The 15,316-nt window shown below is 70.7% G+C and carries 22 protein-coding genes and 1 tRNA gene; 7 read left to right on the top strand and 16 right to left on the bottom strand.

Features of this window, described 5'->3' with window-relative positions; translation table 11 throughout:
- Positions 1–24 precede the first annotated feature (24 nt).
- Positions 25–786, top strand: coding sequence for a DUF3566 domain-containing protein (locus tag IE225_RS29975; protein WP_190060796.1), 762 nt, complete (start codon positions 25–27; stop codon positions 784–786).
- A 176-nt stretch (positions 787–962) separates the two neighbouring features.
- A tRNA-Ile gene (locus IE225_RS29980) sits at positions 963–1,039 on the top strand.
- Positions 1,040–1,094: 55 nt separating this feature from the next.
- Here the strand turns inward: IE225_RS29980 and IE225_RS29985 are convergent.
- The 13 genes from IE225_RS29985 to IE225_RS30045 all read right to left on the bottom strand — a co-directional run bounded on the left by IE225_RS29985 (position 1,095) and on the right by IE225_RS30045 (position 9,170).
- Positions 1,095–2,252, bottom strand: coding sequence for a site-specific integrase (locus tag IE225_RS29985; RefSeq protein ID WP_190060797.1), 1,158 nt, complete (start codon positions 2,250–2,252; stop codon positions 1,095–1,097).
- A complete protein-coding gene (locus IE225_RS29990; protein ID WP_190060798.1) occupies positions 2,252–2,440 on the bottom strand; it encodes a helix-turn-helix domain-containing protein in 189 nt (62 codons plus the stop codon). Before IE225_RS29990 ends, IE225_RS29985 begins: the two co-directional genes overlap by 1 nt.
- Positions 2,437–3,828, bottom strand: a complete 1,392-nt coding sequence (gene repSA, locus IE225_RS29995; RefSeq protein WP_190060799.1) for a replication initiator protein RepSA — start codon at positions 3,826–3,828, stop codon at positions 2,437–2,439. The genes IE225_RS29990 and repSA overlap by 4 nt, the downstream gene beginning before the upstream one ends.
- Positions 3,825–4,067: a hypothetical protein gene (locus IE225_RS30000; protein WP_190060800.1), complete on the bottom strand. Its 243-nt coding sequence runs from the start codon at positions 4,065–4,067 to the stop codon at positions 3,825–3,827. Before IE225_RS30000 ends, repSA begins: the two co-directional genes overlap by 4 nt.
- On the bottom strand, positions 4,064–5,110 hold the full coding sequence (locus IE225_RS30005) for a DNA cytosine methyltransferase (RefSeq protein ID WP_190060801.1): 1,047 nt from the start codon (positions 5,108–5,110) through the stop codon (positions 4,064–4,066). The genes IE225_RS30000 and IE225_RS30005 overlap by 4 nt, the downstream gene beginning before the upstream one ends.
- Entirely contained in the window at positions 5,107–5,277 is a 171-nt protein-coding gene (locus IE225_RS30010) for a hypothetical protein (protein ID WP_190060802.1), read from the bottom strand. The genes IE225_RS30005 and IE225_RS30010 overlap by 4 nt, the downstream gene beginning before the upstream one ends.
- 5 nt (positions 5,278–5,282) lie before the next feature.
- Positions 5,283–5,465, bottom strand: coding sequence for a hypothetical protein (locus tag IE225_RS30015; RefSeq protein WP_190060831.1), 183 nt, complete (start codon positions 5,463–5,465; stop codon positions 5,283–5,285).
- Between the two features lie 95 nt (positions 5,466–5,560).
- Positions 5,561–6,106 (bottom strand): GGDEF domain-containing protein, encoded by a 546-nt coding sequence (locus IE225_RS30020; RefSeq protein ID WP_190060803.1) that lies wholly within the window; start codon positions 6,104–6,106, stop codon positions 5,561–5,563.
- 5 nt (positions 6,107–6,111) lie between these two features.
- A complete protein-coding gene (locus IE225_RS30025; protein WP_190060804.1) occupies positions 6,112–6,417 on the bottom strand; it encodes a SpdD protein in 306 nt (101 codons plus the stop codon).
- Between the two features lie 18 nt (positions 6,418–6,435).
- Positions 6,436–6,621: a mobile element transfer protein gene (locus tag IE225_RS30030; RefSeq protein ID WP_190060805.1), complete on the bottom strand. Its 186-nt coding sequence runs from the start codon at positions 6,619–6,621 to the stop codon at positions 6,436–6,438.
- 22 nt (positions 6,622–6,643) lie between these two features.
- The gene (locus IE225_RS30035; protein ID WP_190060806.1) at positions 6,644–7,297 is read right to left on the bottom strand and encodes a DUF2637 domain-containing protein; all 654 of its coding nucleotides are present in this window, start codon (positions 7,295–7,297) and stop codon (positions 6,644–6,646) included.
- A gap of 203 nt (positions 7,298–7,500) precedes the next feature.
- Complete coding sequence (locus tag IE225_RS30040) at positions 7,501–8,838, bottom strand: FtsK/SpoIIIE domain-containing protein (protein WP_190060807.1); 1,338 nt, start codon at positions 8,836–8,838, stop codon at positions 7,501–7,503.
- A 2-nt stretch (positions 8,839–8,840) separates the two neighbouring features.
- Entirely contained in the window at positions 8,841–9,170 is a 330-nt protein-coding gene (locus tag IE225_RS30045) for an SCO3933 family regulatory protein (protein WP_190060808.1), read from the bottom strand.
- Between the two features lie 190 nt (positions 9,171–9,360).
- Between IE225_RS30045 and IE225_RS30050 the strand changes: the two genes are divergently transcribed.
- Positions 9,361–10,119, top strand: coding sequence for a GntR family transcriptional regulator (locus IE225_RS30050; protein WP_190060809.1), 759 nt, complete (start codon positions 9,361–9,363; stop codon positions 10,117–10,119).
- A 3-nt stretch (positions 10,120–10,122) separates the two neighbouring features.
- Here the strand turns inward: IE225_RS30050 and IE225_RS30055 are convergent, their stop codons facing one another.
- On the bottom strand, positions 10,123–10,737 hold the full coding sequence (locus tag IE225_RS30055; RefSeq protein ID WP_190060810.1) for a nuclease-related domain-containing protein: 615 nt from the start codon (positions 10,735–10,737) through the stop codon (positions 10,123–10,125).
- Between the two features lie 1,374 nt (positions 10,738–12,111).
- On the opposite strand from IE225_RS30055, the gene IE225_RS30060 reads away from it, so the two are divergent.
- A complete protein-coding gene (locus IE225_RS30060) occupies positions 12,112–12,369 on the top strand; it encodes a hypothetical protein (protein ID WP_190060811.1) in 258 nt (85 codons plus the stop codon).
- 437 nt (positions 12,370–12,806) lie between these two features.
- Here IE225_RS30060 and IE225_RS30065 read toward each other — a convergent pair whose 3' ends face one another.
- Both IE225_RS30065 and IE225_RS30070 read right to left on the bottom strand, forming a co-directional pair.
- Entirely contained in the window at positions 12,807–12,989 is a 183-nt protein-coding gene (locus IE225_RS30065; RefSeq protein WP_190060836.1) for a hypothetical protein, read from the bottom strand.
- On the bottom strand, positions 12,986–13,345 hold the full coding sequence (locus IE225_RS30070) for a hypothetical protein (RefSeq protein ID WP_190060812.1): 360 nt from the start codon (positions 13,343–13,345) through the stop codon (positions 12,986–12,988). Before IE225_RS30070 ends, IE225_RS30065 begins: the two co-directional genes overlap by 4 nt.
- Positions 13,346–13,572: 227 nt before the next feature.
- Between IE225_RS30070 and IE225_RS30075 the strand changes: the two genes are divergently transcribed.
- The 3 genes from IE225_RS30075 to IE225_RS30085 are packed head-to-tail and all read left to right on the top strand — an operon-like array spanning position 13,573 to position 15,204.
- Positions 13,573–13,833 carry a hypothetical protein gene (locus IE225_RS30075; RefSeq protein WP_190060813.1) on the top strand — a complete coding sequence of 87 codons (261 nt, stop codon included), beginning with the start codon at positions 13,573–13,575 and terminating at the stop codon, positions 13,831–13,833.
- Complete coding sequence (locus tag IE225_RS30080; RefSeq protein WP_190060814.1) at positions 13,805–14,332, top strand: DUF6879 family protein; 528 nt, start codon at positions 13,805–13,807, stop codon at positions 14,330–14,332. Before IE225_RS30075 ends, IE225_RS30080 begins: the two co-directional genes overlap by 29 nt.
- A 23-nt stretch (positions 14,333–14,355) precedes the next feature.
- Positions 14,356–15,204, top strand: a complete 849-nt coding sequence (locus IE225_RS30085; RefSeq protein ID WP_190060815.1) for a helix-turn-helix domain-containing protein — start codon at positions 14,356–14,358, stop codon at positions 15,202–15,204.
- Positions 15,205–15,316 lie beyond the last annotated feature (112 nt).

Consider the following 15,316-nt stretch of genomic DNA (forward strand, 5'->3'; position numbering starts at 1 on the left):
GAGTAGCACGAGGAGTGAGACAGCGTGAGCGGAGCCACGGGCGCCGGGTCCCCCGGTACCTCGACGGGTACCCCGACGGAGGACGGCGGCCGTGGCTCCGCCGCGTCCGCTCCCTCGCCCGACACGCATGGACCCCAGGGGGGAACTGTGACGGACACCCGAGGCCCGCAGACCCGGCAGCAGGCGGCGGAGGCGGGCCCGGCCGCGCAGCCGGCCGCCGCTCCGGTCGCCGAGGGCGCCCAGCCGCAGCAGCAGACGCCGCCGCCGGCCGAGGCCCCGCAGACGCCGCTGCCGCTGCCCGGTGAGCGCAAGCCCGAACAGCCCGCCGGGCCCTACCGCCCGCCGCAGGCCTACCCCTCGCCGGCTCCCGCCGACGCCGTGCGCCGCCCGCGCACCGGCGCCCGCACCACGCCCCGCACCCGCAAGGCCCGCCTGCGCGTCGCCCGGACCGACCCCTGGTCGGTGATGAAGGTCAGCTTCCTGCTCTCCCTCGCGCTCGGCATCTGCACCGTCGTCGCCGCCGCCCTGCTGTGGATGGTGCTGGACGCCATGGGCGTCTTCTCCACCGTCGGCGGCACCGTCTCCGAGGCCACCGGCTCCAACGAGTCCAACGGCTTCGACCTGCAGGCCTTCCTCTCCCTCCCCCACGTCCTGATCTTCACGTCGGTCATCGCCGTCATCGACGTGATCCTCCTGACCGCCCTGGCCACCCTCGGCTCCTTCATCTACAACCTCTCCGCCGGCTTCGTCGGCGGCATCGAGGTGACCCTCGCCGAGGACGAGTGAGGACCGGCGAGGACGGGTGAGAGCGAGTGGGGACAGGCGAGGACGGGTGAGGAGAACGGCCGAGAGAACGGCCGAGGCCGTGCGGGCCCCGCTGCGGACAACCGATTTTGGGACTGCGCACGCAGTGCGCTAATCTTCAGGAGTCAGCGCGCGGGACACCCCCCGCAGAGCGCGGCGGGGCTATAGCTCAGTTGGTTAGAGCGCATCCCTGATAAGGATGAGGTCACAGGTTCAAATCCTGTTAGCCCCACCAGCGAAAAGACCACCTACTCATGTGAGTAGGTGGTCTTTGACATCTACGGCTGACATCAGCCGATGAGTGGATCTTCCAGCAGTTCGGCGAGCATCGCCACGGCTTCCCGCTCGTCTTCGCCGACCACGTGCGTGTACACGTCCATGGTCATGCTGATCTGGCTGTGCCGGAGGATCGCCTGTGCCACCTTGGGGTGCACCTTCAGGAAGGCGAGCAGGGTGCCGCAGGTGTGCCGGGCGAGCCGGACCGTGATGCGGCGGACGCCGGCGCGCTTGACGAGGCGGTCGAAGGTGCGGGAGAAGCCCACCGGGTCGATCATGCCGCCGTGCTCGGAGGAGAAGATCAGGTCCTGATCCGGTTCCTGGTGCCAGTGGTCACCGGCGATCTTCCGTTCCAGCTCTTGCAGCTCCCGACGCTCCTCCAAGGCGCGGGCGCAGAACTCCGGCAGTGGCAACGTGGCCTGTGAGGACTCGGTCTTGAGGTCCTTCAGCACCAGGCCGGCGCCCTTCACCCGCTGCACCTGCTTGACCGGAGTGAACTGTCGAGCCTCGAAGTCGATGTCCTGCCAGCGCAGACCCAGGACCTCACTGCGACGCAGGCCGAGGACGAGGACGAGCACGCAGGCCGCGTAGAGGCGGTGCGCACGAGCCGCCCGCAGGAACGTGATCGCCTCCCGCGCGTTCCAGGCTTTGCCCTTGTCCTTGGAGACCTTGGGCATGTCGACCAGGAGGGCGACGTTGCGGGTCACCAGTTCCTCACGGATGGCTCGGTTGAGAGCGTTCCGGAGGACACGCAGCACCTCGAAGCGGGTGGCCGCGCCGACGTTCTCCCGCTTCAGAGTGGCCATGAAGGCCCGGATCTGCGCCGGAGTCAGCTTGACCAGCGGCTTCCTGCCGAGATGCGGCAGGAGGTAGAGCCGCACCTTGGATTCGTACTTGACGTACGTGTTGTGCTCGCGCTCCGGCTCCACGATGTGCTCAAGCCAGTAGGCGAGCCACTCGCCGACCGTCCACGAGCGGGACGGCACCGGGATGCCGTTGCGTTCCTGGTCCTGAAGCTTGCCGAGCTTTTCGTTCACTTCATCCCAGGTCGAGCCGTACACGTACTTCCGGACGCGGTTGCCGTCGGTATCGGTGACGTACGCGGCGCCCTGGTAGCGACCGTCCTTGCGCTTGGTGATCGTGCCACCGCCGTTGGGCCGACGCTTGGCCATCAGGCAGCCTCCCCCATCTGGCGGCGGATGAAGGACCGTACAGCCTCCTCCGGGATGCGCCGGCAGCCGTCCACCTTGATGGAGACCAGGCGGTGCGTGCGGATCAGGTCGTAGACCTTCGTCCGGCCGACCTTGAGCCGCGCCATGACCTCCGGCACGGTCAGGAGTTCGGCGGGGGCGGTGGTCATGCTGCGGCTCCTTCCAGGGCGAGCAAGGTGGGCAGTTCTTCGCGGGCGAGTTCGCGGCTTTGCTGGAGGTCGCGGCGGATGGTGGCGGCGAGCCAGGATTCGCCGGGGGTGTGGCCGTGGCCGGCGTAGGACCAGTGGGCGAGGGTGAGGGTGGTGGCTTCCTCGTCGTCGGGGTCGGGCAGGCCGAGGGCGGCGCGTTGCTGGGCGGCGCGGTAGTCGGCGCGGGCCTGGCGCAGGGCGCCGAGGGTGGTGGAGAAGCGGCGGGACTTGGTGGAGAAGTGGCCGCGGAAGCCGAGCATGTGGGCCCAGTCGCGCAGCTTGCGATCCGGGTAGAGCGGGTGCAGGTCCAAGCACGCCTCGATCAGCCGCCGCGGGTGGTCGGGCACGCCGAGCAGGATCAGGGCTTCCTTGTTGCCGATGCGGCGGTCCACGGTGCCGGTGGTCTCGGCGGCCTTGGTGGCGTACTTGGCGACGTAGGAGGCGACGGCCTGTTCGGTGATCTCCTGGCCGTCGCCGAAGGCCCGGATGGGGCGGATATCGAGCTGTGTGCCCCACCGCAGGGTGCGGGCCGGTTGGTCGCCGGCCGGGTCGACGTCGACGGCGACGCGGGCCGCGGCGGCGCGGATGGCGTCGGTGAGCAGACCGGTGGTGGCCCAGGGCGGGGGCGGGGTGTCGGGCCCGTCGGGTCCGTCGAGGCGGATCACGGCGTGGAAGTGGACGGCGCCGCGCTTTTGGTACTCGGCGACCTTGCCGAAGGAGACCCGGCACTGCTCGCGGGCCGCCTTTTGGGTCAGGCCGGCGCGCTTGGCGATCTGGCGGCGCAGGTAGATCGTGAAGTAGCGCCACAGCTCGGAGGCGTGGTTGTTCCACAGCACCGCACCGGCGTAGTCGTAGGACTCCGGGTCGAGCGGGGTGCCCAGCTCGGGCGCGTCCTCACGGTGGAGGGTGCCGCAGGCGCAGGGCCGGGTGCCGGGCCGGTTGTGCACCGGGCCGAAGGAGGGGGCGGTGAGGGTGGCGAAGACCCGCGGGTGATCCCGGATGGTCTCCGGGGTGCCCTTGGCGGGGTCGCCGACGAGGCCGGCGCGGATGAGGTGGTAGGTGTCACCGGCGTAGGTCCAGGCGCAGGCCGGGCAGCGCGAGGCGCGCCGGTTGCCGCAGGCCACCCGCAGGACGCCGCCCGGTTCGGTGTCGGTGGAGTACGCATGCAGGATGTGCCCGGTCGCGGCGTCGCGGACAACGGTGGAACCGTGCAGACGGATCGGGTCGGCGCAGCCGCCGGTGCGGCGGATCTGTTCCTGGATGCGGTCGAAGCCGGGGGACCCGGCCAGCCTCAGCAGGTCGGCGAGGGTGGCCGGGTCCAGGCCCGCCGCGGTTGCGGTGTCGGTCACGCGTCACCGTCCGCGGCGCTGTCGGCGATCCGGTCGAGGGCGGAGGCGGCTTCGTCGGCGGCACGAGCCAGGGCGCGCAGGGCGCTGGCGGTGCCCGGTCGGGCGATGAGCGCGAGGTCGACCAGTTGGCCGCCGATGCGGAGGCTGACGAAGGGCCCGCTGTCCTCGGTCGCGTCGAAGACGCTGACGCGGCTGGTGCTGTCGGGTTCCAGGTGGGCGGAGGCGGTGAAGGACTTCACGCGGCCACCTCCGGCGCGGCCTGGAGGACGGGGGCGAGGACGGCGGTGGCCAGGAGGGGCGGAACGGCGTTGCCGATCTGCAGCGAGCGCTGGCCCTTGCTGCCCTGGAAGGGGTAGCCGTCGCGGAATGACTGGAGGCGGGCGCCTTCTTCGGGTTCAAGGTTGAGGTGGCTGGCGGCTGCCTGCTTGCCGCCGACGTGGCCGATGGTGCCGGAGACCGTGTAGGCGGGGCGCTTCCATGCCCAGTGGTCGGGGTTGTCCATGGCCGCGCGCATGGCTTTGCGGGAGGTGTTGCCGAAGGGTTCGGCGCCGCCGGACCGGGTTCCGCCGCCCGTGACCGTGGGGGCGGGGCGGCGGGTGTAGCCCCAGCCGAGGGCATCGGCCATGGTGACCCACGGTTTCCGGGCGGGACCGAACAGGGTGTCCGGGCCGGGGTCCTTGGCATGGGTCGGCTCGGGAGGTGCCACCTGGACGGAGCGGGAGGCCAGGAGGAAGGCCCGGCGGCGGCTCTGCGGGACACCGTAGTCTGCGGCGTTCAGAACGCCCGTCCAGGCGGAGTAGCCGACGCTGCGGAGGACGCCGGCGATGTGCGCGAACAGCGGGGCGGCCGCGGGCACCTGCTCCAGGGCGATCCAGCCGGGGCGCAGGTCCAGGGCGTAGCGCAGGGGCTCGACAACGAGCACCGACCGCGGGTCAGCGCAGGCCGTCCGGAGGATGGCACGGGTGTCGCGCCCGCGGGCGAGGTCATCAAGGCCCTGGTGGCACAGGTCCATGTCACTGTGTCCGGCACGGCGGCCGGCGTTGCTGAACGGCTGGCAGGGTGCCGAGCCGATCAGCCCGTCGGCCTTCCCGCGAAGCGGGGCGGTGGGGTAGGCGGCAACATCAGCACGGATCGTGAGATGCCCGGCGGCGGCACGCGTGGCGCAGGCCACCGGGTCGATCTCGATACCGACATCCCGCAGCCCGAAGGGCCGCAGTCCCTCGGACCAGCCGCCGGGACCGGCGAACAGGTCAAGGACGCGAGGTGAGGACGTGGCGGTCACTTCTGGTCCTCCTCCTTCGGGTGGGCGTCGATCCACTGCTCCGCGCACACCTTGTGGACGGGCCTGCCGCGGTCGGAGCGCAGCGGGGTGGGCTTGGTGCAGATCACGCACGGCTTGTCGCCGGTGGGGTCGTAGTGCTCGGGCGAGCGCCAGTCGAGGAGCGCCACGACGGTCACCTCCCGGCGCGGGCGAGGCCGGCGGTGGCGGGGGCGTGGCCGGTGCCCCGGCAGGCGGGGCAGGCGACGCGGAGGGTGGCGCCGGTGCCGTCGCGGTGGCGGGTGCCGGTGGTGACGGCGACGGTGGCGAAGCCGTCGCAGTCGCGGCAGACGCGCTCCGTCGAGGTGGTTTCGGGCATCATGGGGCTTCCCTTTCGGGTCCGTTGGATTTGGAAGGTGGGAAGGCCGCCCGGAGCGGTGGAAACTTGGCGGTTGAGGCCGCTCCGGGGGCCGCTTAGCGGGTGTTGCGCCGGCCGTGGCCCTTGGCCCGGTACATCGCCACATCCGCGGCGGACAGGGCGTCGGTGAGGGTCGGGGCGGGCAGGTGCGCGGGGCGGCAGTGGCCGACCGAGGCGGAGACCGGCAGGAGGCGGCCGTCGTGCGGGACGGGCCGGTCCAAGGCGGCCTGGAGTGCGGGCAGGCCGGTGGTGTGGGCGGGGTCGGTGACGATGGCGGCGAACTCGTCCCCGCCGAGGCGGGCGGCGATGCCGTGGCGCCCGCACCAGTCGGCGAGGCGGCGGGCGGTGGCGGTGAGTACGGCGTCGCCGGCCGGGTGGCCGTGGGTGTCGTTGATGGCCTTGAAGTCGTCCAGGTCGACCAGGACCACCAGCGCACTCGGGTGCTTGGCCAGCAGGTGCTGGGCGCGGGTGGTCCAGCCGGCGCGGGTGTGCAGGCCGGTGAGCGGGTCGCGGCGGGCGGTGGAGAGGCGGCGCAGCAGCAGCCCGCCGTGCAGGGCCCAGCCCAGGGCCGGTAATCCGGCGGCGATCAGGTGGGTGTCCATGCCGCTCACCGCCCCTTGTGCAGGTCGTTGACGAGCAGGCGCAGCACGACGGCGACCACGGCGACGGAGACGGCGGTGATGGCGACCGCCAGCAGCATGGAGACCAGGACCGCGCCGACGACGAGGACGACGGCGCCGCCGCCGGCGGCGAGGGCGAGCGCGCTGCCGGGGGTGAGCTGCACGGTCGGCCGGTGCGACACCGGCGCCGGGACGACCGGGGCCGGAGTCGGCGCGGTGGCCGGGGCGGTGTCGGCCGCGGGTGCCGGGGTGGTGGGGGCAGTGTCCGGGGACGGGTACTTCGGGGTGAACACGGGCTCGTTCTCCTTGTGTCAGGCGGTGCAGCGGTGGGTGCGGGCGGAGAGTTCGGCGGCCGAGCGGTCGCGGTGGTCGGTGGAGAAGCCGCAGCCGGGGGCGGTGCAGGCGGCGGTGTGCCGGGTCTGGCCGCGGCCGTTGTTGTAGGTGCCGACCTTCACCGGCCCGATCTTGATCACGTGGTAGAAGCGGTTCGGGCGCACGGGGGTTCACCTCCCTTCGCGGTCAGGCGAGTTGGAGTTGGGCGACGATGGCTTGGCAGGTCGGGGCGGGCAGGCCGAGCCGGGCCGTCAGCGCGTCGGCGGTGATCTGCTCGCCGGTGGCGGTGCGGTGGGCGTCGGCGATCGAGCGGGCGTGGTCGAGCAGGGCCGGCGGAACCGTCGGGACGGCGGCGGGCGGCTTGGCCGGGGCCAGTTCCGGCGTCGGGGCCGCGGCCGGGTTGGGAGTGTCGGTGCGGTGCACCTCGACTTCCGGCGCCGCCGGTTCCTCGCCCGGCTCCCGCTCCGGGGCCGGGGTGGCCGCGGCGGGGGCGTGGACGAGGAGGGTGCCGCCGAGGAAGGCCAGCGCGGGCCAGCCAGCGACGAGGATGCGCAGCCAGGCGGGCACGTGGTGCAGGTCGAGCAGACCCGCGGTGGCGACGTTGGCGCCCAGCGACGCGGCCAGCGCGATGGCGAACCAGGTCCAGGACGACCGGTCCCGGCCGGCGCGGAGCCGACGCCAGGCGGCGACCAACAGCAGGTCGACCGAGACCGGATAGGCCCACGCCTTCCACCCGGACTGCCCGGCCGCCGCGGCCAGGTCGTGCAGGTGCGCGAAGGACAGCGCACCGGCGATCACGGCTTGCACCAGCACGGCATCCGGGCGGATCGAGCGCGGCATGATCACTCGTCCTCGTCTTCGTCATCCTCGGCGGCCACGCCGTACCAAGGGCAGTCGCGCTCGTCGTGGTCGACGCCGGTCTCGGCGCCGTCGAGGTCGCCGCAGTGCTCGCAGAACATTTCGGGCTTCCTTCCTGTGATCAGGCATGGGTCGGGCAGGGATATGGCGCGAAGCGGTCGCGCCGACCGTGGAACAGCGAGGGGTCAGACCGTGGCCGGGGCGGACTCGACTGGCGGGGCGTCGGCCGGAGCCGGGAGGCCGAGGGAGGGCCGGTACGGGTCGAGGGCGGGGAGGTCGGGGACCAGGTGGGCGAACCGCCGGCACACCGCCACGACCTCATCCCGCGAGGTGTGCGGGGTGCGGATCTTCGCCCAGCCCCCGGAGGAGTCCGCGGCGACCGCCGTACCGGGACGCTCCGCCGGGATCAGGGAGGCGACCACGACCGCATCCGGGGCCACGTCCGCGAGACCCATTTCCGCGGTCTGCTTGTCGTTGACCCGGTGCACCACCCGGCCGGTGAGCTGTGCGCGCAGCATGGTCGCGCCCTTGCCCAGCTCGGAGCCGAAGCGCTGCCCGCAGATCTCCAGATGGATGCCGACCGCGCGGGCCATCTGCGCCAGCCGGATCAACGCGGTGACGATCCGCTCGCGGCGCTCCTCGTCCTTCCGGGAGGAGATCAGGAACAGCTCCGCCACCTCGTCGACCAGGACGACGATGGGCACCGGCCGCACCGTTTCGGGCAGCTCCCACACGTCCGAGACCCGGTGCGCGCTCAGCAGGTCGAAGCGGTCTTCCATCTCGCCGACCAGCACCTCCAGCAGCGAGGCCGCGTCGTCCGGGGTGGTGGCCAGGGCCGACAGCCGCGGCGCGTACGCGGATTGCTCCACACCGCGCTTGCAGTCGATGCCGACCAGCGCCACCGGCAGCCGCGCCAGGCCCTTGATCAGGTTGCGCTGATAGACGGACTTGCCCGAGTTGTTCGCCCCCAGCGTCAGCGCCATGGGCACCTTGCGGTAGTCGCGGACGAACGCGGTCCCGTCCTCCCGCAGCGCCACCGGCACCGCCAGGCCCTCCGGGCGAGCCCCGCGCGGGAGCCGGACCCGGCGCAGCACGTCATAGCCGGTCATGCGCAACTCGACGTATCCCGGCTTGGTCTCGGCGACGGTCACCGCGTGCACACCCCAGGCGTGCCGCAGCCGCTCCGAGGCGGCCACCAGGTCGGCCGGTTCCAGGCCGGCGGGAAGCCGCAGCGTCACCCGCAGCCCCGTCGACGTCCCCCGCACCCGGCGCACCTTCGGCGGCACCGGCAGCACCTCACGTCGGGTCAGGTTCCGGGTAACGAAGGCCCGCAGACGGGAGGGCTGCACCGTCAGCCCGCACACGTCCATCGTGGAGCGGTAGGAGAGGGCGAACCGGCCCCAGGTGACCGGCAGTCCGACCAGCGACCAGTACACGCGCGGCGCGCGGACCTTCGCATACCCCAGACCGCCGGCCCCCGCGAGGGCGCCCGTGGCCTCCAGCACCATGGACAGATCCGTCATGGTCAGGCCGCCGGGGTGATCGCGACCGCGCGGAACGAGATGCCGTGCCGCTTCTGGCCGTTGAACTCGTTCTCCCAGTCCCGCGCCTTGAGCCCGACGACCTTGACCGGCATGCCCGGCGCCAGGCCCTCCGGGTAGCCCGTCTCGGGGATGGTGACCTGGTAGAGGTTGCCCTCTCCCTCGTCGGAGACCAGCAGGCCCACCGTCGACAGCGGCGCCCCGGTCTCCCGGTCCATCGCCCGCTCCCCCGTCTTGGCGTTCGCCAGCTTCGGCACCGGCGCGGTCGCCACGAACACCACCGCGGTCGACAGGTCGATCTTGAAGGACGGCATGCAGACATCCCCTCGTTCGCGAGGCCGCCCCCCTTGGGCTGCCTCTCTAGAGATGCCTCCATGGAACATCTCTAGAGAGGCACTGTCAAGACGTCTCTAGAGATGTTTCAGGTCGGTCACCGCGGCCCACCGGAAGTTGGGGTTAGGGAGATCAGCGCATAAGGTGTCTAGAGAAGAGAGGAGGGATCACATGGCCAGCCAGGGCGGAGATCGCCAGCCGAAGTACCAGCGCATCGCCGACGCGCTGAGGAATGCGATCCAGGCGGGCGAGTACGGCCCGGGTGATCGGCTACCAGGAGAGAACGACCTGATGGCCACGTACAACGTGGCTCGGATGACGGCACGCCAGGCCCTCAGCGTGTTGCAGAACGAGGGGTTGGCCGAGTCCCGCAAGGGCGCCGGCGTCTTTGTCAGGGACTTCAAGCCTCTACGGCGGCGGGGCATTCAGCGCCTGTCGCAGCAGCAGTGGGGTTCCGGCCGCTCGATCTGGTCCGCCGACATCGGCGACCGTGCCCTGACCGTCGACCAGGTACAGGTCACGGAGGAAGCAGCCCCGGAACGCATTGCCCAAGTGCTCGACATCGAGCCCGGCGCGGCCACCTGCGTCCGCAGCCGTCGATTCGTGCTGGACGACAAGCCGGTTCTGCTGTCGACCTCGTACCTTCCTGCCGACCTGGTGGCGGGCTCGGCGATCACTCAGGATGACACCGGTCCGGGCGGCACGTACGCCCGTCTGGCCGAGCTGGGGTACAAGCCCGTCCACTTCCGCGAGGAGATCCGCTGCCGGATGCCGTCGCAGGAGGAGGCAGCCCGTCTCAACCTGGCGATGGGCACGCCAGTGATCCTCATCTGCCGCACGGCGTTCGCCGAGGAGGGACGCCCGGTCGAGCTGAACGAGATGACCCTCGACTCGGCGTCGTACATCCTGGAGTACGACTTCGACGCGTGAGCGTCAGACCCAGGTCCGGGAATCGCGCGCCACCTCGTAGATGCGCGCGATCTGGTTTGCCGACAGGGTGGGCGTCAAGCCGGAGAGCACCCTGTCCAGGTCCTCAACCGCCAGGACCAGGACGGGAGGGGCCGCGGTCTTGACCGTGAGCCGTGCGGCGTGCACCACGGAGATCACGGGACGGACCGGGACGCCGGTGCCGCAGCGGCGAGACAGGGCTCTCGACACCCGGCGGGCTTCGCTCTGGCTGATCGTTATGTGACTCTTAGGAACACCGTTGACGGTGATCGCGAAGTCGCCGTACCAGACTGTTTTCCCCTTGTGCCGCTTGGAGTTGATGGAGAAGACGCCGGCCGGGCCGATGGCGAGGTGATCGATGTCGGCGCCGCTCGGCCAGGGCACGGCGTGAAGGACGAACCAGCCATGGCGCTTGAGCCTGCTCAGCCGTCGTCCGGTGACGCGTTCACCCACAAGACCGTCCGCCCAACTTCGGATCTCCGAGTTGCCGACGTAGCGACCGACGAGCCGCCGAAGGGGGTTCGGCTCAAGGTCCCGGATCTTCCTCCGCACCGCATCGCCCGGACGGTTCAGCGCTAAGTCTCGCGGTACCGGCTGCATCCCACTCCTCCCTAGCGGCAACGGCCCGTTGCCAGGCCACCACGGAGGCACAACCGACGCCAAGGCCCGTATTGGCCATGAGCTGTTACAGGTTTCTCTACCTCATCAAGGCTCGCTTCGCTCGCTGGTCCTGCGGCCAACAGCACTCTTGGATCGTCGCCAACCCGGCCGCCGCACCCTCCGCCCAAGCGCATCAATGGCCGCTGCCGGCCAGCTTGCCACCGCCACCACGATCCGGCCTCAGGAAGGGAAAGACGCAACAGCAGCTCGCCCCAACGCCCGCTACCGGGGCCACCGCGCACCCCTTTCCACCCGGTTGCCTACTTCCGGTAGGTCGGGATCAGGACCCGAGGGCCGCGCCAAGCGCGGCGGCGCCGGCCGGTCGCCGCCGCGCCGCCTCACTGTCTTCGCCACCGGCCGCACGTCGCCGCCCGTCCGTCGCCGCACGCAGCGGCCACATTCCAACACGGGCACGGGAACGAACGGTGATCCCCAACGGTGCAGGTCAAAGACGCTTTGTGTTACCGCAAGAGGCCGGATCGTGGTGGCGGCGGCATGCGGGCCAGCGCTGCCAGATGCGCGGGCGTTCGTACGGCCCGCTGATCCCGCACCAGGCCACCGGACGGACGCCAGGCGCGGCCATGAGGGGGAACCCAGCCATGGCTGCACCGCATAGGGCGGCCTTCGGTTCAAGCAGTGCCTCCGGCGGGGGATCGGCCGGCACCGGGATGGAGGGGGCGCCGTCGCCGACCGCGGGTTCGTCGTGGCGGATGCCGGGGGCTCCCATCCCGCACACCATCGACCCAGGCAGAGCCGAGCAGACGCGGCCCAGGGGCGTCAAGGTCGTTCGTACAGTGGCGCGCTCCACCTTGACGCCCCTGAACCACGCCCGCTCCACGGTGTGTGGGTCGACGGCGTACGGGATGGGAGCTGGGGAGGGTGGTGGGTGCTGGGGGTGTGCATCGAGATCGAGGGCGACATGGTCACCCTGGCACCGCAGACCGGATCTTCGTTGATCAGCCATCATCAGGTTTAGTGACGTTCATCACTCGCCAAATCGGGGCAAATGTCGTGTAGCTACACGCATCTATGGATGCGTTAGGGTGGGGATGGCCGCGCTTGTCAGTGCGGTGTGATATGGCGACGCAAAGCTGCAGGTCAAGCGGTCGCTGCCTCGTAGCTAGAGATAGCTCAAGTTGACCCTAGTTGGCCTGAGTTGGCACGCGGAGACCGCCATGCCAAGAACTCGGGCTTTGCCTTGGCGGAAACGTAGTGTCGCGGTCGTGCCCTACCGTTGGAGCACCAACACCGAAGGGCGCGCCCGCCTTTGGGAAGAGGAACCGGGCGCGCCCTTCTGACAACCAAGGAGGACGTATGCCCATCCTGGGCTTCGGTGGACTGTCGATGCTTGACACCCACCTGCTTGACACTGTCGCACGCGGGCGTCGCAGTATCAAGAAGATCATGATCCCGCTGACCGTGGTCATGGCGTGCGTGATCAACGCTGACGCGATGACCGCTCTCGTTCGCCAGGCTACGTGGCTGGTGGTCGCAGTGATCGTTCTGATCGTCGTGCAGGCGATCGCCGCGCGTCTCCCGCAGCCGCGTGTCAAGCCCGTCGTCGTTGCCTGACACCACCGGCTGACACCAACAGCGGCGGACACGACCGGACGAGAGCGGCCCCCAGCGGTCGGTAGGCCGTCGTAGGGCTGGGGTACCTGCAGTCCCCAGGCGGCCCGTGATCGACCTGATAAGGATGAGGTCACAGGTTCAAATCCTGTTAGCCCCACAGTGGCGAAGCGCCAAGTCAGAAGGCCGGTAGATCTCCAGGATCTACCGGCCTTCTACGTGTGCCGATCTTGTTACCCCGCTACTACCCCATGAACCCCACGTCCGAGCGGCCGTCCCCGACGGGGAACGGGGACGGCCGCCCTTGGCCCGCCGCCGGCCGGGATCCGGCGGGCGGCCGGCGGCGGGGGCTTGGGTGGCGGGCGCCGTACCGCACAGGCGGCGCCTGCCGTCCCGCCACGATCCGGTTCGCCGTCTGGGGCGTGGCGGGAGTCGGGTGGTCAGGGCCGCGACTGGTGGTGGCGGCGCATCCGCACGTTGCAGTCGCTGACGCGCGAGTAGTCACCGACGGTCTGCGCCTCGGCACGCTGCCGGGCCAGGTCGGCGCACCGTGCGCAGCCGGGCTGCGGCTTCGGCGCCTGAAGCGGGAACCCCAGGCGCGGCTCCGGGGACATGGTGGTCACCGCTGTCCCTCCCGCACGAGTCGGCACAGGGCGCGGTGGACGGCGCACCCGCCCCGGACGGTCTCGCACCCCGCGCAGCGTGGCACGTGGTGGTCGTAGAGCGCCTGCTGTGCGGCGCGGGCGAGGCAGCGGCGGTCAGCGCGTGGGAACCACTGGAACGGCTGCCCGAGCCGTCGGCCGGTGCGCGGCCCGAGGTCGACGGCCGTCGCGGTGCTCAGGGGCTCGCCTCCCCATACACAGCACCCGCCGCGGACCTGCTCCTCGGTGAGCCTGTCGAGCGACGGCAGGGTGAGCACAGCCAGAACGTCGGGCGGCGGGGTCTCGGTGACCGCCGGGACCGCTGTACTTTGTCGCATGTCGGCGCACCTCGCAGCGTCGGCCAAGCCTCGGGAGGTGACGGCCTCGCCGGGGTTTCTTCTTCTCCCGACGCTAGGAATGTGATGTGCAGCATGGCCAGCAATGTTCACGAATGTTCGCAATAATCATGTATTCCTGGTCACCGACATGTTCGCGCCCTTACCCTCATCATCCATGTGGACGAGTGTGTGTACATACGCGCACACACAGAGCGCTGGAGGGCACCGTGTCACTACGGTTCATCGGGATCGACCCGAACACCGGGCAAGGTGAGAGCCCGACCGTGTGGGTCGACGAGAACAGGGGAGAACTCGTCATCCAGGGATGGAAGCCGGACGCGGCAACGGAGGCGGAGTGCGCCCGCTTCGAGGTGCCCGGCCACGCCGTCGGTATCCCCGACCATGAGCAGGTTGTCCGGGTGCCGGCCCGCATGGTGCCGATTCTGAGGAAGGCATGCGATGTCGCAGAACGTGCCCAGCTTCGCTGAGCTGTTGGACGGCGCACGCGAGTCCGCCGTCCACCTGGAAATGCGCGACACGTACAGCGTCGCCTCCGAAGCTGACGCCTTCGCCCGCTGGCGTGAGACCGGTGAGGTCGACACCGACCCCGAGTCGCCGTACTGGGCGCCATGGACCCAGCTCATCCGCCGTACCGTCGCCCGCGGTGTGACCGTGCGCCGGGCCCGGATCGTGTCCGAGCCGGTGAGCGACTACATCCGGTACGAGCACGCGGGCACCGCCGTGAACGTCGCCGCCGGCGAGCAGGTGCGATGGCTGCCCCGCCGTCAGGCGTCCGACATCGCGCTGCCCGGCAACGACTTCTGGCTGATCGACGGACGCCTCATCCGCTGGAACCACTTCACCGGCGACGGCGTCAGCGCGCCCGGCGAGATCAGCGAAGACCCGGCCGCCGCCCGCCTGTGCGCCACTGCCTTCGAGACGGTGTGGGCCCGGGCGATCCCGCACGACGACTACAAGATCAACTAGCTCGAGGGGCCCAGTTGCATCACATGGCCACCTCCCCGTTCTCGTCAGCCCAGGAAGCACGCGAGCGTGTTGCACGGCGCCTGCGCGACCTCCGGGCCGACGCCGGCCTGACCGGGACCGAGCTGGCCCAGCGGTGCGGCTGGACCCATCCCAAGACCTCCCGCCTGGAGAATGCCCGCACGCCGCCCACACCCGACGACATCCGCCGCTGGTGCGCGGCCTGCGGCGCCGACGACCAGGCCGACGACATCATCGCCCAGTCCCGGGACGCCGAGTCCGCCCACATGGAATGGCGCCGGCAGGTGCGCGCCGGACTGAAGCGCCTGCAGGACAGCTACGTCGACCTCTACCAGGCCACCGAATTGTTCCGGGTCTACTCGCCCACTCTCGTTCCGGGCCTGCTCCAGACCGAGGGCTACGCGGCCGCCGTGCTGTCCAGCGTCGCAGAGTTGTTCGACATCCCCAACGACGCCGAGCAGGCCGCGGGCGCCCGGGTGCAGCGCAACCAAATCATTCACCAGCCCGGGCACCGCTTCGTCATGGTCATCGAGGAGGGCGTGCTCTACCACCAGATGGGCGACGCCGACGCGATGGCCGCCCAGCTCGGCTACCTGCTCACCGCCGGCGCCCTGCCCTCGGTCTCGCTCGGCATCATCCCCAGAACCGTACAGCGGACGCTGTGGCCGCAGGAGGTCTTCCACGTCTACGACGACCGACTGGTGTCGGTGGAGCTGCTGTCCGCCCGTGTCCGCGTCACCCAGCCGTCCGAAGTCGCCCTGTATCTCCGGGCCTTCGAGCAACTGCGCTCGATGGCCGTCTACGGCGCCGACGCCCGCACGCTGATCCTCCGGGCGATCGAAGCCCTGAACTGAGCCGGGCACGGCGAAGTGCTCCTCCCGCCATGCCCATGCGTGGTGCGGTGGAAGTTTCCCTGCATCATCAAGGCCCGCGCACGGCGCGGGCGCGCGCCGTCTCTGCGGCGCG

This window comes from Streptomyces echinoruber (assembly GCF_014651135.1).
Classification (GTDB): domain Bacteria; phylum Actinomycetota; class Actinomycetes; order Streptomycetales; family Streptomycetaceae; genus Streptomyces; species Streptomyces echinoruber.